Origin of the sequence: Roseitalea sp. MMSF_3546 (assembly GCF_030732865.1) — a bacterium.
Lineage (GTDB): Bacteria > Pseudomonadota > Alphaproteobacteria > Rhizobiales > Rhizobiaceae > Roseitalea.
The window spans coordinates 1-26,454 of the sequence record NZ_JASHKB010000028.1 but is presented as its reverse complement, the minus strand read 5'-3'; the positions used below and the strand labels follow the sequence as shown (position 1 = coordinate 26,454).

The 26,454-nt window shown below is 64.2% G+C and carries 21 protein-coding genes and 1 pseudogene; 8 read left to right on the top strand and 14 right to left on the bottom strand.

The annotated features are described in order from the left end of the window. Window positions 1-170 precede the first annotated feature (170 nt). The 6 genes from RBB34_RS17115 to RBB34_RS17090 all read left to right on the top strand — a co-directional run bounded on the left by RBB34_RS17115 (window position 171) and on the right by RBB34_RS17090 (window position 7,301). Window positions 171-413: a hypothetical protein gene (locus RBB34_RS17115; protein ID WP_306120462.1), complete on the top strand. Its 243-nt coding sequence runs from the start codon at window positions 171-173 to the stop codon at window positions 411-413. Continuing rightward, window positions 410-1,294 (top strand): DUF2163 domain-containing protein, encoded by an 885-nt coding sequence (locus RBB34_RS17110; RefSeq protein ID WP_306120461.1) that lies wholly within the window; start codon window positions 410-412, stop codon window positions 1,292-1,294. Before RBB34_RS17115 ends, RBB34_RS17110 begins: the two co-directional genes overlap by 4 nt. Next, complete coding sequence (locus tag RBB34_RS17105; protein ID WP_306120460.1) at window positions 1,291-1,737, top strand: NlpC/P60 family protein; 447 nt, start codon at window positions 1,291-1,293, stop codon at window positions 1,735-1,737. Before RBB34_RS17110 ends, RBB34_RS17105 begins: the two co-directional genes overlap by 4 nt. A 105-nt stretch (window positions 1,738-1,842) precedes the next feature. Further along, on the top strand, window positions 1,843-5,715 hold the full coding sequence (locus RBB34_RS17100) for a glycoside hydrolase TIM-barrel-like domain-containing protein (protein WP_306120459.1): 3,873 nt from the start codon (window positions 1,843-1,845) through the stop codon (window positions 5,713-5,715). A gap of 53 nt (window positions 5,716-5,768) precedes the next feature. Then, a complete protein-coding gene (locus RBB34_RS17095; RefSeq protein WP_306120458.1) occupies window positions 5,769-6,149 on the top strand; it encodes a hypothetical protein in 381 nt (126 codons plus the stop codon). Between the two features lie 75 nt (window positions 6,150-6,224). Then, entirely contained in the window at window positions 6,225-7,301 is a 1,077-nt protein-coding gene (locus RBB34_RS17090) for a DUF2793 domain-containing protein (protein ID WP_306120457.1), read from the top strand. A 261-nt stretch (window positions 7,302-7,562) separates the two neighbouring features. Here the strand turns inward: RBB34_RS17090 and RBB34_RS17085 are convergent, their stop codons facing one another. The 8 genes from RBB34_RS17085 to RBB34_RS17050 form a co-directional block, all read right to left on the bottom strand. Further along, the gene (locus RBB34_RS17085; protein WP_306120456.1) at window positions 7,563-10,535 is read right to left on the bottom strand and encodes a type I restriction endonuclease subunit R; all 2,973 of its coding nucleotides are present in this window, start codon (window positions 10,533-10,535) and stop codon (window positions 7,563-7,565) included. After that, window positions 10,535-11,599: a macro domain-containing protein gene (locus tag RBB34_RS17080; RefSeq protein WP_306120455.1), complete on the bottom strand. Its 1,065-nt coding sequence runs from the start codon at window positions 11,597-11,599 to the stop codon at window positions 10,535-10,537. Before RBB34_RS17080 ends, RBB34_RS17085 begins: the two co-directional genes overlap by 1 nt. Before the next feature lie 16 nt (window positions 11,600-11,615). Further along, on the bottom strand, window positions 11,616-12,275 hold the full coding sequence (locus RBB34_RS17075) for a DUF4433 domain-containing protein (protein ID WP_306120454.1): 660 nt from the start codon (window positions 12,273-12,275) through the stop codon (window positions 11,616-11,618). Window positions 12,276-12,277: 2 nt separating this feature from the next. Further along, on the bottom strand, window positions 12,278-13,669 hold the full coding sequence (locus RBB34_RS17070) for a restriction endonuclease subunit S (protein ID WP_306120453.1): 1,392 nt from the start codon (window positions 13,667-13,669) through the stop codon (window positions 12,278-12,280). Window position 13,670: 1 nt separating this feature from the next. Then, entirely contained in the window at window positions 13,671-15,467 is a 1,797-nt protein-coding gene (locus RBB34_RS17065) for a DUF262 domain-containing protein (RefSeq protein WP_306120452.1), read from the bottom strand. 3 nt (window positions 15,468-15,470) lie between these two features. Next, window positions 15,471-17,603, bottom strand: coding sequence for a class I SAM-dependent DNA methyltransferase (locus RBB34_RS17060; RefSeq protein WP_306120451.1), 2,133 nt, complete (start codon window positions 17,601-17,603; stop codon window positions 15,471-15,473). A 13-nt stretch (window positions 17,604-17,616) separates the two neighbouring features. Next, the gene (locus tag RBB34_RS17055; protein ID WP_306120450.1) at window positions 17,617-17,811 is read right to left on the bottom strand and encodes a helix-turn-helix domain-containing protein; all 195 of its coding nucleotides are present in this window, start codon (window positions 17,809-17,811) and stop codon (window positions 17,617-17,619) included. 199 nt (window positions 17,812-18,010) lie between these two features. After that, window positions 18,011-19,165: a site-specific integrase gene (locus tag RBB34_RS17050; protein ID WP_306120449.1), complete on the bottom strand. Its 1,155-nt coding sequence runs from the start codon at window positions 19,163-19,165 to the stop codon at window positions 18,011-18,013. Window positions 19,166-19,384: 219 nt separating this feature from the next. Here RBB34_RS17050 and RBB34_RS17045 point away from each other — a divergent pair, with 219 nt between their 5' ends. Next, window positions 19,385-20,824, top strand: coding sequence for a DUF6880 family protein (locus RBB34_RS17045; RefSeq protein WP_306120448.1), 1,440 nt, complete (start codon window positions 19,385-19,387; stop codon window positions 20,822-20,824). A 429-nt stretch (window positions 20,825-21,253) separates the two neighbouring features. Here RBB34_RS17045 and RBB34_RS17040 read toward each other — a convergent pair whose 3' ends face one another. Next, window positions 21,254-21,496, bottom strand: coding sequence for a DUF2285 domain-containing protein (locus RBB34_RS17040; protein ID WP_306120447.1), 243 nt, complete (start codon window positions 21,494-21,496; stop codon window positions 21,254-21,256). Between the two features lie 84 nt (window positions 21,497-21,580). On the opposite strand from RBB34_RS17040, the gene RBB34_RS17035 reads away from it, so the two are divergent. Beyond that, a complete protein-coding gene (locus tag RBB34_RS17035) occupies window positions 21,581-21,823 on the top strand; it encodes a helix-turn-helix transcriptional regulator (RefSeq protein ID WP_346432550.1) in 243 nt (80 codons plus the stop codon). Here RBB34_RS17035 and RBB34_RS17030 read toward each other — a convergent pair. From RBB34_RS17030 to trbL, 5 genes and pseudogenes are all read right to left on the bottom strand, one after another. After that, the gene (locus tag RBB34_RS17030; RefSeq protein ID WP_306120446.1) at window positions 21,810-22,073 is read right to left on the bottom strand and encodes a DUF2274 domain-containing protein; all 264 of its coding nucleotides are present in this window, start codon (window positions 22,071-22,073) and stop codon (window positions 21,810-21,812) included. The genes RBB34_RS17035 and RBB34_RS17030 overlap by 14 nt on opposite strands. Continuing rightward, window positions 22,070-23,386 (bottom strand): TrbI/VirB10 family protein, encoded by a 1,317-nt coding sequence (locus RBB34_RS17025; RefSeq protein WP_306120445.1) that lies wholly within the window; start codon window positions 23,384-23,386, stop codon window positions 22,070-22,072. The genes RBB34_RS17030 and RBB34_RS17025 overlap by 4 nt, the downstream gene beginning before the upstream one ends. Beyond that, window positions 23,376-24,434, bottom strand: coding sequence for a P-type conjugative transfer protein TrbG (gene trbG / locus RBB34_RS17020; protein WP_306120488.1), 1,059 nt, complete (start codon window positions 24,432-24,434; stop codon window positions 23,376-23,378). The genes RBB34_RS17025 and trbG overlap by 11 nt, the downstream gene beginning before the upstream one ends. Window positions 24,435-24,517: 83 nt before the next feature. Then, window positions 24,518-25,210, bottom strand: a pseudogene (gene trbF, locus RBB34_RS17015) (conjugal transfer protein TrbF); the annotation flags it as partial. A gap of 21 nt (window positions 25,211-25,231) precedes the next feature. After that, a partial coding sequence (gene trbL, locus RBB34_RS17010) for a P-type conjugative transfer protein TrbL (protein WP_306120443.1) occupies window positions 25,232-26,454 on the bottom strand: 1,223 nt, incomplete at its 5' end.

Sequence of the window (26,454 nt, the reverse complement as noted above, 5' to 3'; positions counted from 1 at the left end):
TGCGTTTTCGTCGTCGCCCTCTGCATGGCCGCCGCACGCGGGGAGCGGGACGATGGCTGAACTCCTCATCTGGCTGGTCGCGGCTCTCGGCGCGGTCGGAGGTGTCGTCCTTGGCCGGGTCTGGGGGCGCGCGGAAGGGGAGCGCGTGGGCAAACGGGAGGCGGAACGCGATGCGATGGAAGACAAGAACGAGCGCGTCGAGCGTGGGCGGGCTGCGGTCCGCGATGGCCGCGGTTCTGGCGATCCCGCTGACCGGCTGCGCCGCAACGATGGGCGGTGGTGACGCCGGCTGCGCCTCCTACGCCGAGGCGCGGCTGGCCCGACCACCCGCCAAGACGGTCGGCCCCGTGCCGCCGGACTGGGCCGACTGGATCGCCGATCTCGATGACCGCATGACGGGAACCTGCCGATGAAATCCCTCTCGGCCTCCCTGCAAGCCCATCTCGACGAGGGCACGACCACGCTCGCCTGGTGCTGGCGGATCACCCGTGCCGACGGCGTCACTTTCGGCTTCACCGACCATGACCGAACGCTCAGTTTCGACGGTACGGACTTCGAGCGCGAGAGCGGCCTGACCGCGTCCGAGGTGCGCTCCGGCTCGGACCTGTCCGTCGACGCGCAGGACGCGGAAGGCGTGCTGACCTCCGACCGGATCACCGAGACCGACATCCTCGACGGCCGCTGGGACAACGCCGAGGTCGAGGTCTGGCGCGTGAACTGGACCGACACCGCGCAGCGCGTGCTGATGCGGCGCGGGGCCATCGGCCAGATCCGGCGCGGGCGTCTGGCCTTCGTCGCCGAGGTCCGCTCACTCGCGCATGTGTTGGGCCAGACGGTCGGGCGGACGTTCCAGGCGACCTGCGACGCCGCGCTCGGGGACGCGCGCTGCGGCGTCGATCTGGAGGGCCCGGCCTACAAGGGCACGGGCGCAGTGATCGATCTGCTGCGCGACCGGTCCTTCACCGCCTCGGGCCTCGGCGGCTTCGCCTCCGGCTGGTTCACCTTCGGCACGCTGGAATGGACCAGCGGAGCGAACGCCGGACGACGCACCGAGGTCTTGGGCCATAACGTGACGGACGGCATCGCGGTGCTGACGCTGCTCGAAGCGCCGGTGCGCGCGATCGCCGAGGGCGACGGTTTCACCATCCGCGCGGGCTGCGACAAGCGCATGGAGACCTGCGGGGCGAAGTTCGCCAACACCGCCAACTTCAGGGGCTTCCCGCATATCCCCGGCCAGGATGCCGTGCTGCGTTACGCCACCAAGGACGGTGGCCACGAGGGAGGCGTCTTATGACGCAACCCCTCGCATTGGCCGACCCGGCGCGCGTCATCGCCATCGCGCGCTCCTGGCTCGGCACGCCTTATCACGACCAGGCGAGCCTGCGCGGCGTCGGCTGCGACTGCCTCGGCCTCGCGCGGGGCGTCTGGCGCGAGGTCGTCGGCCCCGAGCCATTCCCGATCCCGCCCTACAGCCGCGACTGGGGCGAGACCGGCCCGCGCGAGGTTCTGGCGGACGGCGCGCGGCGCATGATGATCGAGGTGGAACCGGCAATGGCCAGTCCCGGCGCGCTGGTCCTCTTTCGCATGAAGCCCCGCGCCATCGCCAAGCATGTCGGGATCCTGACTGGCCCCGACAGCTTCCTCCACGCCTACGAGCGGCTCGGCGTGATCGAGGAACCGCTCACGCAATCCTGGCGGCGGCGCATCGCCTTCGCCTTCCTGTTCCCGCAACGCTGAGACCTCGACATGGCGACTCTCGTCCTCGGTGCCGCTGGCGCCGCCATTGGCGGCAGCATCGGCGGCGCGATCCTCGGTGTCAGCGCGGCGACCATCGGCGGCTTCGTGGGCTCCACCATCGGCTCGGTCGTCGACAGCTGGATCGTCTCCTCGCTCGCGCCGACCCAGCGGATTGAGGGGCCGCGGCTCGACAGCTTCCGGATCACGTCCTCGACCGAGGGGGCCGTCATCCCGCGCGTCTACGGCCGGATGCGCATGGGCGGGAACGTGATCTGGGCGACCGACTTCCGCGAGGAAACGAAGACCACCACGCAGGGCGGCGGCAAGGGCGGCGGGGGTGGCGGAAAGGTCAAGACCACCGAATACCTCTACTACGCCAGCTTCGCGGTCGCGCTCTGCGAGGGCCCGATCACCGGCATCGGGCGCATCTGGGCGGACGGCAAGCTCCTCGACACTGCCGGGATCACCTGGCGCTGGTATCCGGGTGACGAGAGCCAGACGGCCGATCCGTTCATCGCGGCGAAGATGGGCGCCGCGAACACCCCGGCCTATCGCGGGACGGCCTATGTCGTCTTCGAGGAGCTGCCTCTCGGCAATTACGGCAACCGCCTGCCGCAGCTCTCCTTCGAGGTGTTCCGTCCGCTCGCCGATCCGGACACCGCTGAGGGGCTGACGCAGGCCGTTACCATGATCCCCGCCTCGGGCGAGTTCACCTACGCCACGACGGGCATCCGGAAGGGCAGCGGCGGCGCACAGATCCCCGAGAACCTGAACGCGCTCTCGGACACCGCCGACATGGTGGTGGCGCTGGACCGCTTGCAGGCCATGGCGCCGAAGGTGGAGAGCGTCAGCCTTGTGGTGGCCTGGTTCGGGAGCGACCTGCGCGTTGGCGAGTGCACCATCCGGCCGGGCGTCGAGGTCTCGGAAAAGTCCACGAGCCCGCAGACATGGAGCGTGAACGGCGTGAGCCGGTCCGCCGCCCATCTCGTGAGCCGCGATGACCAGGACCGGCCGGTCTATGGCGGCACGCCGGCTGACTTCGCGGTGGTGCAGGCGATCAAGGAGATGAAGGCCCGCGGGCTGCGGGTGACCTTCTATCCCTTCATCCTGATGGACGTTCCGCCCGAAAACACCCTCCCGAACCCGTACTCCGACAACGCCGCCGAGACGGGCCAGCCGGTCTTCCCTTGGCGCGGCCGGATCACCTGTTCACCGGCGGCGGGCTATGTCGGCAGCGTGGACAAGACGGCCGCGGCGGCATCGCAGGTCTCCGCCTTCTTCGGCAGCGCCAGCTCGTCGGACTTTGCTGTCTCGGGCGAAACCGTGACGTGGACTGGCGCGGCAGACGACTGGGGTCTGCGCCGCATGGTACTGCACTACGCTCATCTCTGCGCAGCGGCGGGCGGCGTCGACGCCTTCCTGATCGGCACGGAGATGCGCGGGCTCACCACGATCCGCTCGGGCGCCAGCGCCTATCCGGCGGTGCAGGCGTTCAAGGACTTGACGGCCGACGTGCGGAGCATCGTCGGACCGGGCACGGCGATCAGCTATGCCGCCGACTGGTCGGAGTATTTCGGCCACCAGCCCGGCGACGGTTCGGGCGACGTGTTCTTCCACCTCGACCCGCTCTGGGCCGATCCGGAGATCGATTTCGTAGGCATCGACAACTACATGCCGCTCTCCGACTGGCGCGACGGGTTCGAGCATGCGGACGCGGCCGAGGGCTGGCCCGCGATCTACGACCGCGCCTATCTGCAGGCGAACATCGCAGGCGGAGAAGGCTTCGACTGGTTCTATGCCAGCGCGGCCGACCGCTCAGGGCAGGTCCGCTCCTCGATCACGGACGGCGCCTCGGGCAAGCCGTGGGTCTTCCGCTACAAGGATCTGCGTGCCTGGTGGTCGAACGCGCATTACGACCGTCCGGGCGGGGTCGAGAGCGGCGCGCCGACAGCGTGGACGCCCGAGTCCAAGCCGATCTGGTTCACCGAGCTCGGATGTCCGGCCATCGACCGCGGTACGAACCAGCCGAACGTCTTCTTCGACCCGAAGTCCTCGGAAAGCTTCACACCGCATTTCTCGCGCGGCTGGCGCGATGACGCGATCCAGCGGGCCTATCTCGAGGCGACCTATCTCTGGTGGGGCGAGGCCGCGAACAACCCGATCTCGTCGGTCTACGGCGGCCGGATGGTGCATGTGCCGGAATGCGCAGCGTGGACCTGGGACGCGCGGCCCTATCCCTTCTTTCCGGCGCTGACCGACGTCTGGACGGACGGCGCGAACTGGCGGCTCGGCCACTGGCTGACCGGCCGGCTCGGCGCAGTGTCGCTCGCCGCGCTGGTCCGGCACCTCTGCCTGCGCGCGGGCCTGCCCGAGTCCCTGATCGACGTCACCGGACTCTGGGGCGCGGTCGAGGGTTACGCCATCGGCGCGCTGGAGAGCCCGCGGGCCTCGATCACCACGCTGTCGCGCCATTTCGGCTTCGACGCCGTCGAGACCGAGGGCGTGATTCGCTTCGTCATGCGCGGCCGGGCGCCGGTGGCGAGCGTCGCGCAGGACGATCTCGTCGCCGCGCGCGAGGGCGACATGCTCGAACTCACACGCGGCCAGGAGACGGAGCTGCCGCAGGCCCTGAAACGGCAGGTCGCCCGTGCAGATGAGGACTATGAGGCCGCGCAGGTCGAGGCCCGGCGCATCACCGTCGACACGACGCGGATCGCGTCCGAGTCCTTCCCCATGGCGGTGCCGCCCGAGGAAGCGGAGCGCCGCTGCCGCCGGGCGCTGATGGAGGCCTGGACCGGCCGCGAGAGTGCGGTCTTCCGCCTGCCGCCGTCGCGCCTCGCGCTCGACCCGGCCGATGTCGTCACCTTTGCCCATGACGACCGCGCCGTCCCGCTGCGGCTCATTTCCATCGCCGATGGGGATGCCCGCGGCGTCGAGGCGGTGCGCCAGGACCGGGAGGCCTACGATCTGCCGCCCGGCGCGCCGCGGCCCTCGGCACTGTCGCAGGCGATCGTCTTCGGCGCTCCCGAGGTGGTGCTCCTCGACCTGCCGCAGCTGACCGAGGACCAGCCTGCTCATCGGCCGTTCTTGGCAGCCCATGCCGTTCCCTGGCCGGGCGAGATCGCGGTGTTCCGCAGCCCCTCGACGGACGGGTTCGAGCTGCTCACGAGCTTCGGGACGCGGGCCCGGATCGGCGCGCTGGTCTCGGATTTCTATGCTGGCCCCATCTCGCGCTTCGACCTCGGCAACGTGCTTGTTGTCGATCTGCTCACCGGCACGCTGGAGAGCGTCACTGACCTTACCCTGTTCGGCGGAGCGAACGCGCTGGCCATCGAAAGCGCGCCCGGCGTCTGGGAGATCGTGCAGGCGGGCGCGGCCGAGCTGCTGGCGCCTGGCCGGTATCGGCTGACCCGCTTGCTGCGGGGGCAGCGCGGCACGGAAGGTGCCATCGGCAATCCGACGCCCGCTGGCGCGCGGGTGGTGGTGCTCGACGACAGCCTTTCCTCGCTGCCGATCGCCGAGGCCGATCTCGGCATACCTTGGAACTGGCGCATCGGCCCGGCCAGCCGCCCGGTCAGCGACGAGACCTATGTGGCGCAGGCCTTCACGCCCGCAGGCGTCGGGCTGCGGCCGTTCTCCGTCGCCCATGTCGAGCAGCCATGGCGCAAGCCACGCACGCCCGGGGACCTGACGATCCGCTGGACACGCCGGTCCCGTGCACTCGCCGCCGACAGCTGGGGCGCGGTCGAGGTGCCGATGGCCGAGGAACTGGAGGCCTACGAGGTCGAGATCCTCGATGGGGCGACCGTGAAGCGGGTGCTGAGCACCGCGACTACCAGAGTGGTCTACACCTCAGCCCAGCAGACCGCCGACTGGGGCGCGCCGCTTGGACCAGGCGACACGCTCGACATCCGCATCTTCCAGCTCTCCGCCCTCGTCGGGCGGCGTGCGTCAAAGACCGTGACGCTGAGCTTCTGAGGCGGCGCAATGAGTTCTGGCCGGCCGCGCGCTCTCCGGCGTAGGCTCGGGACATGCGCCCCGAAGACGACGACCGGATTGCCGCCCAGCTTGCCAGAGTGATGGCCGTGGCCTGCGTGCGCAACACGCAGCTCGAGACCCTGCATGCCGGCCTGACGCCCGTCTCGCACACCGGCGATGGCAGCGACGTTGTCGTCGTGGACGCGGACGGAAACCGCATTCCGTGGTCCGAGGTCTCGCGGATCAATGACGACGAGATGCGCGCACTGATGCGCGAGATCGTGGACCGGCTCTACACCTTCCATCTGAGGATCGACGATCCCGCATTCCGAGCCGAGATCGAACGCTGGGCTGCAATGACCGCGAAGTGGGATGCGCCGAAGCCCGATCCGGCTCTCTCGGCCATCCCTGCGGAGACGCCCGACCGCGGGTAGACCGCCACCTCCCATCGCCGCGCCTTCATCCGCCGCCTGCCATGCAGGCGGCGTTCTTCGTTCTGGAGACCGCCCATGTCCGACACGACGACCCAACTCCTGCTGCCCTACATCCTCGCGGCGCAGGCCCAGAAGCACGTCACCCACAACGAGGCGCTGCGGATCCTCGACGGACTCGTCCAGCTCTCGGTGCTCGACAGAGACCTGACTGCGCCGCCCGCCAGCCCCACCGATGGCGACCGCTACATCGTCGCCTCCGGCGCGACGGGCGACTGGTTGGGCTGGGACCTGAACGTCGCCCTCTGGACCGATGGCGCCTGGCTGCGCCTGCCGCCCCGGACCGGCTGGCGCGCATGGGTCGAGGACGAGGGACTGCTGCTGGTCTACGACGGGTCCGGATGGGTCGGGACAACCCCGGCATCGCTGCAGAGCCTCGCGCTGCTGGGCCTCGGCACCACGGCCGATGCCGCAAACCCGTTCTCGGCCAAGCTCAACGCCGCGCTCTGGACGGCGAAAACCGTCGCCGAGGGTGGCACCGGCGATCTGTTCTACACCATGAACAAGGAGGCCGCGGGCGACGATCTCGGCCTGACGCTCCAGACCGGATTCGTAACCAAGGCGCTGGTGGGGCTGTTCGGCTCGGACCGCTTCCGGCTGGCAGTCTCGGCCGATGGCAGCACCTTCTTCGACGGGCTGAGCGTCGACAACGCCACCGGCATCGTCGACCAGCCGCGGCAGCCCCGGTTCAAGGCGTACACGAACTACGACAACTACGTCGGCGTGGGAACCTGGACGAAGATCGGCCTGAATAACACCGACTATAACGATCAGGGCGCTTTCGACGCCGCGAACAACCACTTCGTGGCGCCCGTCGACGGCACCTACCTCTTCGGTGCCACGCTCCTCTACAAAGTGAACGCCAGCACGTCGGCGCGGATGAGGGGGCGGCTCGCCCTGAACGGCACGACGGAGATCCGCGGCTCGTTCGGCGAGATCAGCGGCGCGCATGTTTCCGAGGCCACCGCGCTCTGGCTGCAGACAATGGTTGTCCTCACCGCCGGTGACACGGTCGAGCTGCAGGGCAACTTCCGCGCCGCGGACGGCTACTTCGCCGCCGACCAGACATCGTTCTGGGGCTGCAAGGTTGGCTAAGCCAATTTAGAGCGTTGATATTAAATGAAAAAAGAGCGTTCTGAGTGATGCGCAGAATTGCTGGAGAGACTGAAGTGACGCCTAAACACCCACTTGTTACCGTTCAGCTCACTGGTCAGGACGGGAACGCCTTCATGGTTCTTGGCCAATGCCAGCGAGCCGCAAAAGAGGCCGGCCTTTCCGAAGAGCAGATCAGTGATTTCTTTCGGGAAGCGACAAGCGGGGATCACGAGCATCTCCTACGAACCGCCATGCGCTGGTTCAACTGCGAATAGAAACTGAACTGTTCGTTGACGCTGCGTCCGCATATGTCGCCGAAAATATCGTCTCCGAAAGCCACTTCTTGAAGGATGGGTTGTCACTGAATTGCTTGAAGAGCTCCGTATGGTCGGAGAGTAGTTCGATGACGGCACGTTCAAGCGCCTTATCGTGCTCGATGCGCGCGTTTTGTTTGTCCGAGTTTTTCATGGCGTTCTGGTAGGCCTTGTCTGCGGAGACCTTCGCCGGAAGCTCCTCCGCAATGACCTTGCCGATCTTGTCTTTGTCCTTCCATTCGATGTTGCCGAACATCTCATTGAAGGTTTTCAGGATGTTGCTCAACAGATCGAGCTCAGGCTCGGGTTTACGACCGCCGCCAGCAGCAGGAACCGGTCCGATTTCGGCGTCCGCGTCCGGCAGCACGATGGCCATGGTTGCTTGGGCTTCGACGCGGTAGCTGTCCATGTCGATCGCTTCGAGGATCCCCTTGGACAGGTCCTGCTCTTCAGGCGCCGGTAGCTTGGGTGTCAGGAAGTTGAGGAAGATAGACAGCTTCTCCCAATCCGCATTGCTATAGGGGAGGATCGCGGCCAGGAAGCCGTATGTCCTCGTGAACGCCTTCGCCTTGCCCTTGAAATCGACCTGCCCATCCTCATCGAGGTCGCTCTTGTAGACGGAGACACAGGCGTCGAGTATCGGATCGAGCTTGTCCCGATCCGCTCCGCCTAGGTAGAGCGCCACCAAGTCCTCCACCTGGTCCCATGAATAGACCTGATAGCCATCCAGCGCGGCCTTCAGGTCGTGAAGCTTGTTGGGGTCGGTTTCCTCGCTGAGGATCGTGGTCCGGTAGTAGGGCTCGAAGGACGTCTTGATGGCCTCAAAATCGTTCATGAAATCCAGCACGAAAGTATCGTGCTTCTGCGGATGCGCCCGGTTCAAGCGCGACAGCGTTTGAACCGCCTTCACGCCGGACAGCGTCTTGTCCACATACATTGTGTGCAGGAGCGGCTCGTCGTAGCCGGTCTGGAACTTGTCCGCGACAATCAGAAACCGGTACGGGTCCTTCTGGATCAGCTCCTCGATCTGGCTGCTTGGAAAGCCGTTCAACGTCGCTTCGGTGACCTTTTGGCCGACGTATTCATGCTCGCCCGAAAAGGCGACGATGGCCTGATAGGGGCTTTTGCGCTCCTTCAGATATCCTTGGAAGGCGTGGAAGTACTGGATTGCACGCTGAATCCCGTTGGTGATGACCATCGCACGGGCTGCGCTGCCGATTTTGCGATGCGATATGACTTGTTCGTGGAAGTGATCGACCATGATCTCGGCCTTCTTTCGGATCGCATGGTCATGGGATTCCACATACTTGCGCAGCTTCTTCTGGGCGCGCTTGGTGTCGAACTTGGGGTCGTCCTCCACGGTCTTCATGAGCCGGTAGTAGCTGTCGACCGGCGTGTAGTGTTTCAGCACGTCGAGGATGAAGCCCTCCTGTATCGCCTGCTTCATCGAGTAGCTGTGGAAGGGTATGTGCTTGATCTTGTCTCCCTGCGGAACCGGCGCGCCGAACACCTCCAGCGTCTTGTTCTTGGGCGTGGCTGTGAACGCGAAATAGCTGGCGTTCGGCAGCACCTTCCGTGCTTCCATGAGACGGTTAATGGCATCCTCGACCGTCTCCTCTTCGTGCTCGGCGCCGTTCGCGGCGAGCGCGATGTTCATCTTCGCCGCGGTCCGGCCGCCCTGGCTGGAATGGGCTTCGTCGATGATGATGGCGAAGGTTCGCCCGCGATGCTCGTCGCCGATCTCGTCGAGGATAAAGGGGAATTTCTGAACTGTGGTGATGATGATCTTCTTGCCGGCCTTCAGAAAGGCTCGCAGGTCGCCCGACTTTTCGGCATGGCCTACGACAGACGATACCTGAGCGAACTGTTTAATCGTATCCCGGATCTGCTTGTCCAGCACACGCCGGTCTGTGACCACGATGACCGAGTCGAAGGTCGTTTTGCCGCCTGTTTCTAACCCAATCATCTGGTGGGCGAGCCAGGCAATCGAGTTGCTCTTGCCCGATCCGGCCGAGTGCTGGATCAGGTAGCGCTTGCCGGCCCCTCTTGCTTCGGCGTCGGCCAGCAGCTTTCGCACCACGTCTAGCTGATGGAAGCGCGGGAATACCTGCTTCGGCGGCTTTTTCTTGCCGCGCTCGTCGACCTCCTCGACCACCTGGGCGTAGTTTTCCAGGATGTCGGTGAGGTTCCGCTTCGTCAGGTATTCCTTCCAGAGATAGTCGGTCTTCAGCCCGTACGGATTCGGCGGGTTTCCCGCCCCGTCGTTCCAGCCCTTGTTGAACGGCAAGAACCAAGACGCCTTGCCCTTCAGGTGGGTACACATCCGCACCTCATGATCGTCCACGGCGAAATGGACAACGCAGCGGCCGAACTGGAACAGAAGCTCCTTTGGATCACGATCCCGTTTGTACTGCTCGATCGCGTCCTCGACAGTCTGTTTGGTCAGGCTGTTCTTCAGCTCGAAGGTGGCGACGGGCAGGCCGTTGATGAACAGCCCCACGTCCAGCGACAGCTTGGTCGCGTCCTTGGAATAATGCAGCTGTCGGGTGACGCTGAAGATGTTGGCGGCGAACAGCGCTTCAGCCTTGGCGTTGCCCGGCGTGGGCGTGCCGAAGAACAGCTCCACCGACCCGGGGCCGTGCTTCACGCCATTGCGCAGAACATCGATCACCCCGCGTTTGGCGATCTCGCCCTGCAGCCGATGAAGGAACTGCAGCCGCTTCGGCCCGTCATCACCAATGCCCAGCGCCTCGACCACTTCCGGCTGCGTCGCATGCAGGAAGTCGAACAGCTTCGCCAGGTCTACGGCGTGATCGCGGTCGAAGTCCTTCGATTCCCCCGCGACGTAGCCGGCCTCGTCGATCAGAGACCGGACGATGAGCGCCTCGAGGCCCTTCTCGCTGGTATCCGTAACGGCCATCAGTGTGCGACCAGCGCGTCGGGGCCGATCCAGCCCTTGCTCCTCAAGACGTCCGCTGCCAGCGCGATCTGTCGGCGCGTGAAATGGCGTTTGCGGTCGTTCCACCCGTAGATGCGCTCGACGACATCGTCCATCGTCTCGGCCTGTTCGGTCGTGATGACCCAATGCACAGTCGAGAGGAGTTCGAGCCCGAACGGCGTCTCGAACCCGGAGACAAGATCGGCGACACGATCGAACCGGGCGTGCGTCTCCGGATGGATACGCAGGAACTCGTCGGCATCCTGAACGGCGCCGGGCACCAGTTCGAGCTGCTTGTCGGGCGCATCACCGCCGTCCCGATAGCCCGACACGAAGTACCCTTCGATTTCCCGGAGCACATGCGAGAGATTCTCGGCGTAGGGGCCGTAGTGGCCTTTGACCACCCGGAGCCGGTCCAGAGAGTCCTCGCCGCTGGCCTTCATGAAGTACATGAGCTTGTGCACCTCGAGCAGGGTGACGAACGGGTCGAGCAAGCCGCCGAGGTAGCGATGCATCAGGCCCACCAGTGCCGCCCTGCCTGGGGTCATGTTCGGCGCCGTCTGACGCTTCGCGATCTGCTGCGGGGCGGGGGCGCCGCCGGGCTCGAAGATCACCACACGCACGTCGTTGAAGCCGCGTAGGGCCTCCTCGATCCGCGGGCGGACCTTCTTCCAGTCGAGGCCACCGAGCCCGCTGCCGAGAGGTGGGATGGCGATGGAGCGAATGCCCTTCTCACGGATCACGCGCTCGAGGTCGACCAGCCCGGCGTCGATATCCTCCATCCGGCTCTTGCCGCGCCAGTGCCGCTTGGTTGGGAAGTTGATGATGTAGCGCGGGCTGGTGAGCTGATTGGTCTCGGTCACGAACATGCGCCCCGGCTGCACCTCGTCACGCTTGCAGGCGCGGGCGTATTCCTCGAAATTCGCGGGGAAGGCGTTCTTGAATTGCAGCGCAATACCGCGCCCCATTACGCCAACGCAATTGACCGTATTGACGAGGGCGTCGGCATCTTCGGCCAATATGTCGCCCGTCTTGTATTCGAACATCGGTGCCTCCCTCCCTCTAGTAATACCAGTCAGGTTTGATTTCGACATGGGGTTTGTGTGCTGCCGCCTGAAGCGCGGCCCTGACTTGCCCGTAAACCTGCTGCGATCCTACACCAATTCGGCTGACCAATTCCCAAGGAAACGACTGTTCTACAAGGAATTCTGCCTGCTTACCTTCCTTCTTGCCGCGCCAATCCCGGGCCTGAACGGCGTCCCAGTCGATCTCTCCAAGCTGGGCGAGGTCCGCGCGATCCTCGAAGTAGAAGGCGCCTGCGTTCGACAAGGTGAAGGCCCACCGGCGGGCGTTGCCGTTCGCCCATGCCACCGTGCCCGCCAGATCGGCCTCAAGATGCACGATGGGGCCCTGACCACCGCGATAGGTCAGCTCCTCGTGGTTCGCGCAGTGGATCAGGTAGAGCATGATCGAGCGCGGGCAGAAGTAGAACGGAACGCACTGGCCGACGAAGAGGCCCGGATGGCTCGTCAGCGTCAGGCGTGTCAGCCTACGCTGCTTGATGCTGCCCATCCCGATCGTGGTGCCCATACCATTTGCTGGATTGGCCGCCTGGCGCCGGATGATCTCGGCATCGCACAGGAGGCCGCCCTCGGCGATTATCGAGGGCAGCCGGTCCACGTGCACGATGTGATAGATCTTCGGGGCGGCGGGGGGCGGCATGGTCAGTCAAGGGCCTCTGCCAGTTCGTCCGTGTCCTCGGCCTCCAGATCCTCGTCCAGCGCATCGTCCTCGTCGGCGATGGGCTCGTCCGCGGAAGCGACGATCTCGATGTGGCGCACGTCCAACTTGCCAGTGATAACGTCGGCGATCAGACGCTCACGGTACTCTTGGATGAGACGAATTTCCTGATCGGCGCGCTTCTTTGCTTCCTGCAACGGCCGGGTCTGATCATGAATCCAGGCAAGGATTTCTCTCTGTTCGTCAATTCCTGGATACGCAAGCCAGCAATCCCCTAGCGCCTCGCGGTTGATCTTGGGCATCGCAACGCGCATCGAGCAATCGACGGCGTAGGTTGTGAATTCGTAAGAGAGTAGGAGCTTTAGAAAGAACTCCGATAGGACCTCGCTATTGTTTGGCTTGATGGGGTACATATCGGCGCTGCAGAGCCCATCGACAGGCGATATTGCAGCCTTTCTCAAGTGAGGCCGGATCTTGCTGTAGACAATCTCGCCGGCGGAAACCTCATACTTCCCGCTGTCTGCGCCTTGAGATTGGGCGCTCTCGAATGAATGAATTTCACCGCTAGCTGAGGCGATGTGGTTTGGCGCAATGAGAATTTTGTCCTTGTGCTCACTCAAACGCGGATCGACCTGACCCTGCCGAATTCTGGCTAGGAACTTGAAGCGCTTCAGCCGCCAGCCTGATGGGACGTTGGGCATCCAATAAAGGCCCGTGGGCTCCAGCTTTGTATTGGGGTTCAGGCCGCGCGTGACGGCCCGGTTGATGATCGCCTGCTTCTGCTCGTTCAACAGCCCGATCAGCCGCCGCTTGTTGCGGATCAGGCGAGTTGTTCGTCGGCCGTGATCGTCGAGGAAGTCGGCGATGTGGGTCTGCTCGTCCGTGGGAGGAAAAGCCGACGGCATTTGCTTGAACTCGTCCCAATACAGCCGGTTGCGGACAGAGACGATCCCGCGCGAGAACTTGTTCACCTCGCGCATGTAGGCGGAGGTGCGGAACAGATAGGTGTAGAAGCGCGGATCGACCTCGGGGAACGGCCGAGCGACCACGTAGGCGGGGCTGATGAGGCCGTCCACCGGCGCGACGCCCACTGCGCCCTGCCACATGCGCATCATGTTGTACGCAACGTCGCCCTTGGCGGCACGCTTGTACTTGCTGCGGTCCGCCATCTGCTGCTTTCGGGCGCCATTCTCCATGTCGCGCACCCGAACGCCGGTCCGCAACGAAACCTCGAGGATCGGCAAATCCTCGAACCCGGTCTCGACCCTCTCGGCGAACAGGCGGCCGTTGCGGCGCACGTCCCAGTGCTCGGGGATAGCCCCTAGCCACGGCAGTCCGCTGTTGCGATAGGAGGGATAGCCCTTCAACGCCTCCATCTTAAAGACCCTCGAAGTAGGTCTTGATCCTCGTCGCCATCAGATGGCGGCGCATTTCGAGGAAGTCGCCGAAGTCGGGGATGTCGCCATCGAGCATTGTGTCGGGCACGCAGCTCATGGCGAGGTTCGCGCGCAGCTCCTCCATCTCGGTGATGCCGCCGTATTTCTTGGGCCCGCCGTTGCACTGCTCGGCCAGCTCGGCGAAGTACACTGCGGGCGCCTTGTCGCCGATGGCGATGTTGATCTCGCTCTGGGCCAGCACGAAGTTGGCGATCTGATTGTAGCGCCCACGCGTGAGCCCCTGGTTCTTGAGGTGGTTGCGCGGATAGACGTGGTGCACGTCGCTGCGGTTCAACAGCAGGTCGCGCACCGTGATGTCCCGCGACAGGAAGCCGAGATCCCCCAGCTTCGCCTGCGCCGCCTGATAGACCAGGAAATAGGGGCTGGAGGCTGATGAGGTCTCCATCTCCTGCGGCAGCAGCGTGGTCCAGAAGCTCTCGGGCAGCTCGGCGTCGATCACCGCGTCGCTGTAGGTCAAGAGCCCACGCGCCTCGATCTGGCGGATGTCGAAGTCGAAGGCCGTCTCGGGGCTGCCCGAGTAGCGCCCCCTGAGCAGGGACATGACATACCAGCGCCGCACCAGCCGCTCGATGTCGGCGGCCGGCATGCCCTCAGCCCGCCCGCGCAGATAGAGTATGTAGGCGAAGTTGATCGCGTTCTGGCTTCGGATCAGGTTCGACGTGATGAAGCCGGCCGACCGCAGGATCATAGTGAGGCGGTCGAAATGCGTCTTGTTCATGAAGTTGAGGACGCCGGTCTTGAGCCTGGCGAACGCTTCCTCGGCGACGGCTTCCTCGTACTGCTTCGTCTCGAAGTTCCGCCCGGACAGCAGCGCGACGAGGTCCTGCAGCTTGCCGCGCCGGAACTCGGACGTGAACGCCACGCGCAGCATGTCGGTGTAGGAGGGGTCGTAGAGGTCGTCGTTGACGTCCTTCAGCCACCGCATCTTGGGCAGGAACTCGGATGAGGCGAACGCCTTGTCACCCTTCTCGATGCGGGAGAGGAACTCGGGCGCAACGGCCAGATGGCAGAAGTAGTCAATGGCCTTGCGAAGCATGTTGCCGCCGTAGGTGTCGTTCGCGGCGATCTTCGACATGGCAAAGTCCGCCTGGCTGAGCGACGCACCGGCCGAGTTCACACGGATGAAGATCTCGGTCACGGTTTCGATGTCGAGGTCTTCGGCCAGCTCGATGATGCCGACGTGGTTGTTGATGATCTTCCGCACGCGCTCGAGGATGCGCGAGACCTTCTTTCGGTCGGCATCGGGGTTTCGCTCGGAATAGTCATCGGTCAGCTCAGTGAGGCTGGCGTCTGGCGAGAAGACCGCGGACAGATCGGGGATCCACGCAGAGTCCTTCCTGATCGCCGGGTTCGAAACCTCGAACCGCTCCTCGACCGGATGAAAGGCGATCCTGATGCGGACGGTCTCGTAGTCCTTGGTCAGTACCTCCTGGCCCAGCAGGGCCGCCATCAGCGCCGTGACCCGCTGCTGCCCGTCGATCAGGATGCGCTTGCCCGACGACGTCGAGCCATCCTTCAGTCGGACAGAGGGATTGCGCCAGGCGATGAGGTAGCCGACCGGATACCCCTGATAGAGCGAGTCCAGCAGGTTGCGGACCTTGGTCGCGTCCCACACGAACGGCCGCTGGATCTCGGGGATCGCGATCTCGCCGGACTTCACCCATGTGAGAAGCGTTTCGATCGGGTGCGGCGTAACGGAATAGCGTTGAGTGGCCATGAATCAGTGCCCCCCCACAAGGACGTCCTCGAGCAGGCCCTCGGTCTCCTTCTCCAGCGCGCGAATATCCGCTTCGATCTCATCAAGAGTGCGCAGGGGCTGCGGCTTGTAGAAATGCCGCGTGAACGAGATCTCGTATCCGATCACCGTCTTCGAGGCATCGATCCAGGCATCCGGGGCGTGTGGTAGGACTTCGCGGCGGAAGAAAGCTTCGATGCCGCCATCTTCTAGGAACGGCACCTGTTCGGTATCGCGGAGCTCGGTGTCCGGCTCGTACTCGACGGCCGCGGCCCTGCCGTCGATGGTCGTGTGGTAACTGCCATACAGCGCATCATTCGTCGCATCCGCGCCGACTTTGAGTTTCGAGGTCTTGCGGATCACAGGTTCTGCCGAGGGGTCCTTCTCCCCGAGTGCCGACATGAGCAGCTTCTGGCGCTTCGCCGTCATGCGAAGGCCAAGCGCGCTGGCGGCTTCCTCCACCTCGGCCAAGAATACATTGAAGTCCATGTGCGGGCCGGGGCCGCGAGCTTCCGCCACCGCTTCGACAGCGTCTAGCAGATCTCGGTCCCCTGCTTCAGCGCACGCCTTGCGGAAGGTCCGAAGACGGCCGTCTGTCAGCTCCGCCTTCAGGCGCAAGGGACGCTCGACCGTGATCTTCCAATAGCCGAACGCGTCGTTCGGGAAGATCTTCGATGTCTCGTCCTCCTTGAGCTGGAGAAACGCGTCGGAGATGCGCTTGATGTCCTCAGGCGCGAGTTCGCAGTTCTTCTTTCCGAGGTTCTTTCGAAGCGGCTTGAACCACGACGTTGCGTCGATGAGCTGCACCTTGCCCTTGCGGCTCGCCGGCTTGCGATTGCTCAGTACCCAGATGTAGGTCGCGATCCCTGTATTGTAGAAAATGTTCAGAGGCAGGGCGATGATGGCTTCCAGCCAGTCGTTCTCGATTATCCAGCGGCGGACGTTGCTTTCGCCGGAGCCCGCATCTCCAGTGAATAGCGAGGAACCGTTGTGGACCTCCGCGATCCGGCTCCCCAGCGGCGATGCCGTCTTCATCTTGCTGAGCATGTTGGCCAGGAACACCATCTGGCCATCGCTGGAGCGGGTGATCAGGCTGTACTCCGAGTCGCCGCCATGCTCGATCACAAAGCGCGGGTCGCGGATCTCCTTCTTCCCTCCCATCCGCTCCAAGTCGGTCTTCCACGACTTGCCATAGGGCGGGTTGGAGAGCATGAAGTCGAATTCGCGAGACGGGAAAGCATCGGAGGAAAGCGTGGAGCCGAACCTCATGTTCTCGGCCTCGATGCCTTCGCCCTTAAGGATCAGGTCGGCTTTGCTGATCGCGAAGGTCTCTGGCTGCGACTCCTGACCATAGAGGTGGACCGAAACTTCCTTTCCGTGATCGGTAGCCAGTTTGACCAGCGTCTCTTCCGCGACGGTCAACATGCCCCCCGTACCGCAGGCGCCATCATAGACGAGATAGGTCCCTGACTGGATGTCGTCGGCGACCGGCATGAAGATGAGGTACGCCATGAGTTCCACCACGTCGCGCGGGGTGAAATGTTCACCGGCTTCCTCATTGTTCTCTTCGTTGAACCTCCGGATGAGCTCCTCGAAAATCGTGCCCATCGAGTGATTGTCGAGGCCCGGAAGCCTGACAGTGCCATCCGTGTGCAGCACGGGCTTGGGACTGAGATTGACCGAAGGGTCGAGGAACTTTTCGATTAGGAACCCGAGCGCATCGGCTTCGATCAGCGTCGGAATCTGATTGCGGAACTTGAACTTGTCCAGAACCTCTTGGACATTAGGCGAAAACCCGTCGAGGTATGCTTCGAAGTCCACCTTGAGCTGCTGACGGCGCGCTCGGGATGCGAGATCACGCAGCCTGAACGGGGAGGTGTTGTAGAACGCTTCGCCTGATGCTTGGCATAGCGCCGCATGCTGGTTCGCCACACCTGCCTTGTCGAGTTGCGCCTTCATCGCAAGAACCGCATCCTTGGTCGGCTCCAGTACAGCATCAAGTCGACGAATAACTGTCATTGGGAGAATGACGTCGCGATACTTTCCGCGGACGTAGACATCTCGCAGGACGTCGTCTGCGATGTTCCAGATGAAATTGCTGATATTAAGATTGCTCACCGACCGCCCCTCATTACTCATTCCGTGCAGCTCGTTTCTGCTGATCAATCCAGGTATCGAGATCCGACCGTTTGAAACGCCACGCGCCGGCAACCTTGAAGCCTGGAAGGTCTCCTCGCTTGGCAAGCCGATAGACAGTCTTCTCGTCTACGTTCAGATAGCCAGCCACGTCCCGCACGGTCATGGCTTGGTCGGGGACGTTGGGCATGTTCACGACCTCTAGGTTTTCAAGACCATAACAGGGCAAACTGGGTTAAACCAGTCCAGACTGGGCCTATGAATTCGTGTCCGTCCCGCATGATCGCGGGCACGGATATGCGTAGCCGAGGCTTGTTCCTGCCCTTCCTGCTCCGAAGTCGGCGGGTCGCCGGCAGATCAGTCACCGATAGGGGCGCGTCGGGGCGCGATTATCCCAGGGATTGCCTGAGGTTCTGTGCCACCGCATCGGCAGCCATCCGCACCGGCTCGGCCGCGAGGTGAGCGTAGCGCGCCGTGGTCTGGACCTGCGTGTGACCAAGGAGCTTCCCGATCATCGGCAGGCCCTGACCCGAGGCGACGGCGGTCGACGCGAAGGTGTGGCGCAGGTCGTGGATGCGGACGTCCTTCACGCCGGCGCGGGCGCGGACGCGCTGCCAAAAGGGTTGGAGATCGCTCAGACGCTTGCCTGGCAGGGTGCCGGCGATGACCCAAGGGTTGCCTTCGATGCGCTGGGCGTCGCGGAGCAGGTCGACGGCGGGCTGGCCGAGATGGACGACCTTGGCGCCGGACTTGGAATCCGGAAGGCGCAGAACGCGCTCGGCTAGATCGACGTATGCCCACTTCAACGTCATGATCTCGTTCAGCCGACATCCGGTCAGGATCAGCAGACGCGCGGCGAGGATGGCCGACGGCAGTTCGATCCCCTCCGCCTCCATCTCGCGCAGCACCTCACCGATCCGGCGGAGTTCGGCAGCGCTGAGAAAGCGCTCGCGCTTCTCCTCGGGGTATTTCCGGATATGCTTTCGCGGGTTGGTGCCGTCCGGACGCAGCCCCCACATCTCGGCGAGGCTGAACATCTTCGAGACCACTTCGAGGCAGCGGTTCGCCTGATATGGGATGTGGCGGAGGTTGTGGTGGAACTTCGCTACGTCCGCCCGGGTGATGCCCGTGACCGTCAGCTGCCCGAGCGCGGGCAGGATGAAACGTTCGAGGTTCCGGCGATACTCCTTGGCCGTGCTCGCCTTCACGCGGATCGCGATGTGCTCCTTGTCGAACCGCTCGGCCAGCTCCTTCACCGTGATCGCCTTGCGCCCCGCGTCCCGCTCGGCGGCGGGGTCCGCGCCATTGCGCGCGGCAGCGACAATGGAGATGGCGCGGTTGCGCGCCTGCTCGCAGGTCAGGACCGTGCTGGGCCCGAGGCTGATCCGCCGGGACCGGCGTCCGGCGCGGTACTGGACCACGTAGCCCTTGCGCCCGCTCGGCAGCACGCGCAGCCCGAAGCCGGGGACCTCGCTGTCCCAGACGAAGTATTCGGCGGAGCGGGCTTCTGCGGCGTCGACGAGGCGTTTGGTGATCTTGGGCATGGCGCTCTTCGGTAATTCTTTCGCCGTTCCACAGTGCTGAAGGGCGGGCGACAGTCAACGAACACATTGAAATCTCGAAGAAAAAGGAAGTTTCTCGCGTTTCCGCGCAAGGCGTTTCGACGCGATGGTGCGGGAAATCGACGAGCCGCGCGAATCAGAACGCAGGTTCCGGTGCCCGCGGGCTGCTGTTAGGCTCGGGGAAAAGAAACTGGCGATCCGATGGCGTCCAAGACCACCCTCAATGCGACGAACCTCGAAGCGCTGGGCGCAGAGCGCCTGGCACAATTGCTGATCGAGGTCAGCACCGGCAACGCAGCCGCCAAACGCAAGCTGCGGCTCGCGCTGGCCGGGGCCCAGAGCCCGAGGGAGGCGGCGCGGGAGATCACCAAGCGGCTTACTAGCATCGCCCGCGCCCGCAGCTTCATCACCTGGAAGAACCGCAAGGCGCTGGTCACCGATCTTGAAACCCAGCGACGCGCCATCGTTGAGCAGATCGCACCCGCCGATCCGGACGAGGCGCTGACGCTCATGTGGCGGTTCATGGCGCTCGCCACGCCCGTCTTCGAGCGCTGCGACGACTCCAGCGGCACGGTCATCAGCATCTTCCACCAGGCCTGTGCAGATCTGGGTCAGCTCGCCGAGAGGGTCCGGCCGGATCCGCAGGCGCTCGCCGGCGCTGTTCTCGATGCGCTGCAGGACAACGGCTACGGCCAGTATGATGGTCTGGTCGGCATCATGGCGCCGGCGCTCGGCGACGAGGGGTTGGCGGCCCTGAAATCGATGATCCAAGAACTCGGTCGTTCGCCTGTGCCAGTTCCGCCGAAAGACCAATGGAAAGCGGTGGGCTGGGGCACGGGCGGCACCACCTACGAGCACGAGATGCGGGCGCGTGAGCGCACCAGCACGGTCGCCATGGCGCTCAAGGACATTGCGGACGCGCAGGGCGACGTCGACGGCTTCATCGCCCAGTACGATCCGAAGACCCGCAAGGTGCCGCAGATCGCAGCCGAGATCGCGCAGCGTCTGCTGGCGGCCGGCAGGGCGGGCGAGGCGCTGGGGTTCCTCGAGCGCGCGGAGCTCGGCGACGGGCTGCGGGTTCCTCTGGCCTGGCAGGACATTCGCCTGCAGACGCTGGAGGCGCTGGGTCGCGGCGAGGAGGCGCAGACGTTCCGGTGGGACTGCTTCGAGCGCACGCTCTCCGACAGCTACCTGCGGGCCTATCTCAAGCGGCTTCCCGACTTCGACGACATCGAAGCCGAGGAGCGCGCGATGGCGCACGCCATGGCCTATCCGAGCCTTCTCCACGCCCTGCAGTTCTTCCTCGACTGGCCGGCGCTGGATTGCGCCGCCGACCTCCTGGTGGCCCGACACGACGAGATCGACGGCGACCACTACGAGTATCTCGCCCCCGCAGCGGAAGCCCTGTCAGAGCGTCATCCGCTGGCCGCGACGATGGTGCTCCGCGCGATGATCGACTTCACGCTCACCAGGTCGCGGGCGAAGCGGTATCGCTATGCGGCCGAGCACATGGTTGCCTGCGCCCGGCTCGCGGGCGACATCCCGGACTTCGGCGCGTTGGAGACGCACGACGCCTACGTCGCCAGGTTGAAGGAGGAGCACTGCAGGAAGTTCGGCTTCTGGTCGCTCACCGCCGCCTGATGGTCGTGCTACCGGAAAATCAGCTCTCGGCCCGTTGGAAGCATTATGGAAGCACGCGGCCGAAAAACACTGCGCAATCTCGACAGATTGTGCGCAGCGGGGCCTCGGCTTCGGGATCGACAAGTGTCGGAAATTTCGCAAGAACTCGCGGTTCCGAGTGATTGTTCATGGTTCGTTCGGCACGACTCATAACCTGAAGGTCGCAGGTTCAAATCCTGCCCCCGCAACCAAACAAGTCATTGATATTGAACGATATTTCAGCCCGCCATCTAGGCGGGCTTTTTGCGTTTATGAGGAAAGTCGCCACTAAGTCGCCACGGTGATTCCAATTCCGAGCAATTTTTGTCCACAGATCTATGTGCCCGCGTCAGGCGTGAAACGCCGTGGATCTCGTCCGAACATCGCGACGGAAGCGATTTGCACGCTGTCTCAGAGAAGTTGGCGGTAGCCAGCTGCAATCATCCAGCGCGCGCGATCGAGATGTGATTTATGACGACGCTCCGCCCATTGCCGATCTGCGCCGACGTGTTCCTTGAACAGGTGTGGGTAGCTGTCATCCCAAAGGACGCCGGCGTCGTCGGCGTCGATCAGCATAATGTACAGTTTGAAACACCGCCGATCGTAGTCGGTCAGCGTTTCGCCGGTGGGAGCCAGATCGCGAAAAATGGGCATTGGGCAATGACGCGTGTGAGGATGCTCTAAACCCAAACTGGGATAATCCGAATCTAGGATTACCGAAAGAGCCGATTTCAAGAATTGATCGGCTTTTCGATGCCCGGCTCTCTCGGCAGTGCGCGATATCAGGAAATGACGGAGCGGCTTATCGCGGCGCGGACCGATGCCGGCATGACCCAGGCACAGGTCGCAGACCGGTTGGGCAAGCCGCAGTCATTCGTTGCCAAGTACGAGGGCGGCGAGCGTCGACTCGACGTGGTCGAGTTCGTAGATATCTGCAAGGTGCTGGGCATCGCACCTAGCCACGTCGTCAAAGACTTCTAACATCGTCAGCTTTGCGGGAAGGGGATTTGGCGCGGTCGTCTTCGCGCAACAATTTCTGGAACTCCCGATCCGATGCCAGAAACGCCTCCAGCATGTACGGGATCAGATCGGCCAGCGCTTCCTTCTTGCCGTATTCCTTCGCATACAACGCGGCGTAGGCGTCCAATTGCCTTTTCAAGTCGGCACTGGCCACAAAGCTCAGTTTGGTGGTCTCCCGATCGGGCAGCTTCGGCAGTTTGAGCGGGCTCATGACCGATCACCTGCCGACCGGTAAGGCGACAGGACAATGTCGCGGTTGACGATGACGCGCAGCGGCCAGCCGGGCCGCACGGTGATGGCGGGCGGGATGTCGAGGTTGCGTTCAACGATGCGCTGACCGGCGCGATCGACATTTTCCTGGGTGCTCTCCCGAATGGCCGCGACGAGGCTTGTGCCCGACCCCGATCGGGTATCGCTTTCACTGTTTCCGAGCGACAGTTCCGTGCCGACACCGAGCAGGGTGGAGAGTGCGATGCCGCGCAGCAGCTGCCAGGTATGTATGTCGACCCTGTCGGCAAGTCCGGTATAGCCTTCGGTGTCGGTAGCCGGCAGATTGGCGATGAGGATGGATGAACCGTCGGGGCGAATGAGCCGCTGCCAGACGACGAGCGCGCGTTCCTGGCCGAAGGCGACGACGCTGTCATAGCGCCCGATCAGCCGCGTGCCTTGCGGGACCAGCAGATATTGGCCGCTGACGGTATCGAACACGTTCTCCGTGACCTGCGCGATGACCACGCCCGGCAGATCGGAATTGAGCCCGGTGACGAGGCTGGCGGGAATGATCGTGCCGGCCATGAGCTGGTAGGGCGAGACGGGCGTTTGTTCCGCATGAGGATTGTAAATCGCGTCGTCCGGACCAGCATCGAGGAAGGCCTGCTTGCTCCGTTGCCCGCCCGGATCGGGCGCGGACGGACTCAAGCTCTGTCCCGACGGCGTCAGTGCATCGAGCGCGGCCAACATGGTAGCGTCCGGCGCCGACGCTGTTTCTGACGATCCGTCTGACGGCGTGGTCCGCGCATCTGCCGTTCCCGGTTGCTCCGTTGCCAGTGCATTGGCCTGCCGGGTGCGGATCGCAAAGAACAGATCGGATTCCTGCGCCTGCGCGGCCATGCGGGCGAGGCGGATCCTTTCGGACCGCTGAAACTCTTCTTCCGGATCGGGCCGATAGGAGGGCAAAGGCCGGCGCCGTTCCGGCGCGATGCCGAGATCGCGTTCGACTTGGGTGATGGCACGGCCGAGATCGCCGCGATTGGGCGGACCCAAATGTGGAATGCCGTCATAGGTGGAGGGCAGGCGCGCCAACCCATCCGGCATCGGGGATCGTCCGGTCTGCAGAAGTTCGGTCGGTTGCGAAGCGTTCCATTGCGGTGGATCAAGCGCGAACAGGACGGCGCCGGCGATCAGGGCGAGCGCTAGCGCGCTACCGGCATAGAGCACCTTGCGGTTGATGCGGGTAACGGGCCGCGGCCGGGCTCGCAGCGCCAGCCGTTCGGGATCGATCTTGTCTTTGGGCTCACCGGTCATCGGATTGCCTCAGGCCATGCCATGCCGTGCGCAGCGTGCGCGGGGATCGCCAAGTGGCATCGGTGCGGATGATGCGGACAATCCGCTGCGGATCTGTGCCAAGCCGCAGCTCGGCGGCAGCGAAGAGCCGGTCGACCACGTAATAGTTGCCCTGGACGCGATAGTTGACGAGCGCCGGTTCGCCCCGGTCACCGATGACGAAGAGCGGCGGCGCCTCGCCCTGGCGCAGGCCGGACGGGAACTGGATATAGACCTTGGCGCCGTCATCAAAGGCGCGGACAGGCTTCCAGGGCGCGTCGCCCTCGATCCGGTAGCGGAAGCGCAGCCGGTCAAGCTGCAGGCCGGTATCGATCGTCAGCCTGGCCTGCTCCGTAGCGGCCTGGTTGCGCTTGCGCAGCGCGATCAGGTCGGAATGCGGGTAGATCCAGGAGACCGAAGCCATATAGGTCTCCTCCGTTGAACGCATCTCTAGATGATAGGTGCGCCGGTCCGTGGCGATGACGAGATTGGTCATGAGGTCCGGCGCGATCGGCTTGACCAGGATATGGACGCGCGCCTGGGCACCGTCGCCGCTGATCGTATCGCCGACCACCCAACGGACCGTGTCGCCGGCCGAAACCGAAACCAGCTTCTCGCCCGGCTCCAGCGCGATGTCCGAGACCTGATTGACGGCCGTATAGAGCTGGTAGAGTGCGCCCTGGACATAGGGGTAGTTCTGGATCGCGTTCACATAGCCGTCCTTGGTCGGCTGGATCTTGGCGGCTTCATTGGCATCGGTGACGCGACGCTCGGGCGGACGCGTGTCCCTTGCGGCTTTCTCGCTCTTTGCCGGCATCGGTTTGAGCTGGCCGGGCAACGGCAATGGTTCGGGGACGGTGACCAGCTTCACCGGCGGTTCGGCCTCAGGCTGATAGACGGCCGTGTCGAACTCGAGATCATCATAGGTGATCTCGGGTACCTTTGGCTTGGTCGCGCAGGCCGACAGCGACAGCGCCACGGTCAGAACAAGAAGGCTGGGTCCGCCACGCGGGCGGGATCGATCAAACATCATGGCGTGTCTCCGGAAGGCGGGGTGGGGATTGTGCGGTCGGGGCCCGATGCTGGATCGGAACGCGGAGGACCGGATAGTCGGCCGGGCGCGGTGTCGAGGTCGCGCGACCAGTTGAGGTCAGTGACGTAGATGCCGAGTGGATTCTTTCTGAGCGTCTCGGCATCGCGTGGCGGTTCGATCGCGACCGTCGCCAGAGCTGTCCAGCGTTCGGTGCCGCCAAGTGCGCCGTTCAAATAGCGCCGTTCGAGCCAGCGGACCTGGAAACTGGTGTCGGAGGCACGCACCACGCTGGTCACCTCGACGGCGACGGTCTCACGGCCGATCCGTTCGAACGGATCGTTGTCGCGGGCGAAAGCGTTCAGCGTGTTGGCTGCGCGCGCCGTGACATAATCATAGGCCGACAGCCAGTTCTTGCGCACGACCACAGGATCGATGGCGAGCGATCGGACGCGCTCGATCATCAGCGCCGGATGGAAGGCGACCTGGGCATCGTTCGGCCGATAGTCCTGAATGGCCGGACGGACCGCGCGGGCGCTGCCTTCGGCTTCCAGTTCGACGACATAGGGTGTGATCCGGGACTGGCCGGCCTGCCAGATGACGCTGCCGGCGAGCAGCAGGGACAGGCCGAGCGAGCCGAACGCCATCATGCGCCAGTTTTTGGCGCGGGCGAGCGCGTCGCCCATGCGCGTGTCCCAGACCTGGGCGGCTTTCTGATAGGGCGTGACCGGTTCGGGTGTCTCGCCATAGCGGTTGCGTGGGCGTCGGAAACGCATCGTGTCGGTTCTCCTTTGGGATCATCGGTCGGGATCGAGGCGCGGGCCCTCGCCATGCCCGCCGCGATCGCCGTCGCGCAGGCTGTGCACGGCGACCTGGCCGGCCTCGCGCATTTGCTGGCGGCGGTGCATCTGGCGGGCCCAGGCGGGCGGTTCGGACGGGTTGGCGGACACGGCTCCCGCGCCGCGGCCGAAGCCGTTGTGACCGCCGGACTTGTTCGCGCGGAAGCCTTCGGCCTGCCCCGACCGGAAGGCGTCGCGGGCCGGTGCGGTCATGCGGGAGGCCGCAGTGTTGGCGGCAGCTCCTATGGTGGCCCTGGACACACCCGCCATGCCGCCGCTTTCAAAGCCGGCCGTTGTCCTTCCGGCGAGTGAGGCCCCAGCGCGCACGGCGCCGCCCGCCGTCCCAGTCGCCATACCCGCAGCGCCGCGGACGGCCATGCCGCTTGCAAGACCTGCGCCAGCGACTCCGATCGCGGTTCCCGCAGCGGCGCCGGCGCCCAGTTGCGGCGCACCGGAGACAAGCCCGGCGGCGATGCCGGGCACGAAGATGGCGAGACCGAAGACGGCGATGGCGGCGAGGATGACCGAGGCGGCATGACGCAGATCGATGTCGCCGGTGGGCGGAACGGCGATGTCGCCGAACAAGGTCGAGCCAATGCCGACGACGATCGCCAGCACCATCAGCTCGATGCCGGCGGTGATGACATTGCCGAGGACGCGTTCGGCGAGGAAGGCCGTCTTGCCGAAGAGGGCAAAAGGCACCAGCACGAAGCCGGCGAGCGTCGTCAACTTGAACTCGATGATGGTGATGAAGAGCTGGACGGAAAGAACGAAGAAGGCGAGCAGCACGATCGCCCAGGCCATCAGCAGCACGATGATGGTGACGAAGTTCTCGAAAAAGGTCGTAAAGCCGATCAACTCGCCGGCGGCTTCCAGAAGCGGCCATGAGGCGGCAAAACCGGTCTCGGCCACAAAACCGGGACGCATCAGCTGGTCGGGGCCGAACGGGGCGGCACCGGCCCTCAGACCAAGGCCAGCGAAGCTGCGAAAGACGATATCGGCCAGCGCCTGGAAATTGTTCAGAAGCAGCGCGAAGAAGCCGACGTAGAGCACCTTGCGCAGGAACTGGGCGATGACGTTCTGTTCGCCCATCAAGGCCCAGAACGTAAGCGTCCGGTCAGGCGTTGTGGTGGTCAGTTCAGACCACAGCACTTCTTGTATTTTTTGCCCGATCCACAGGG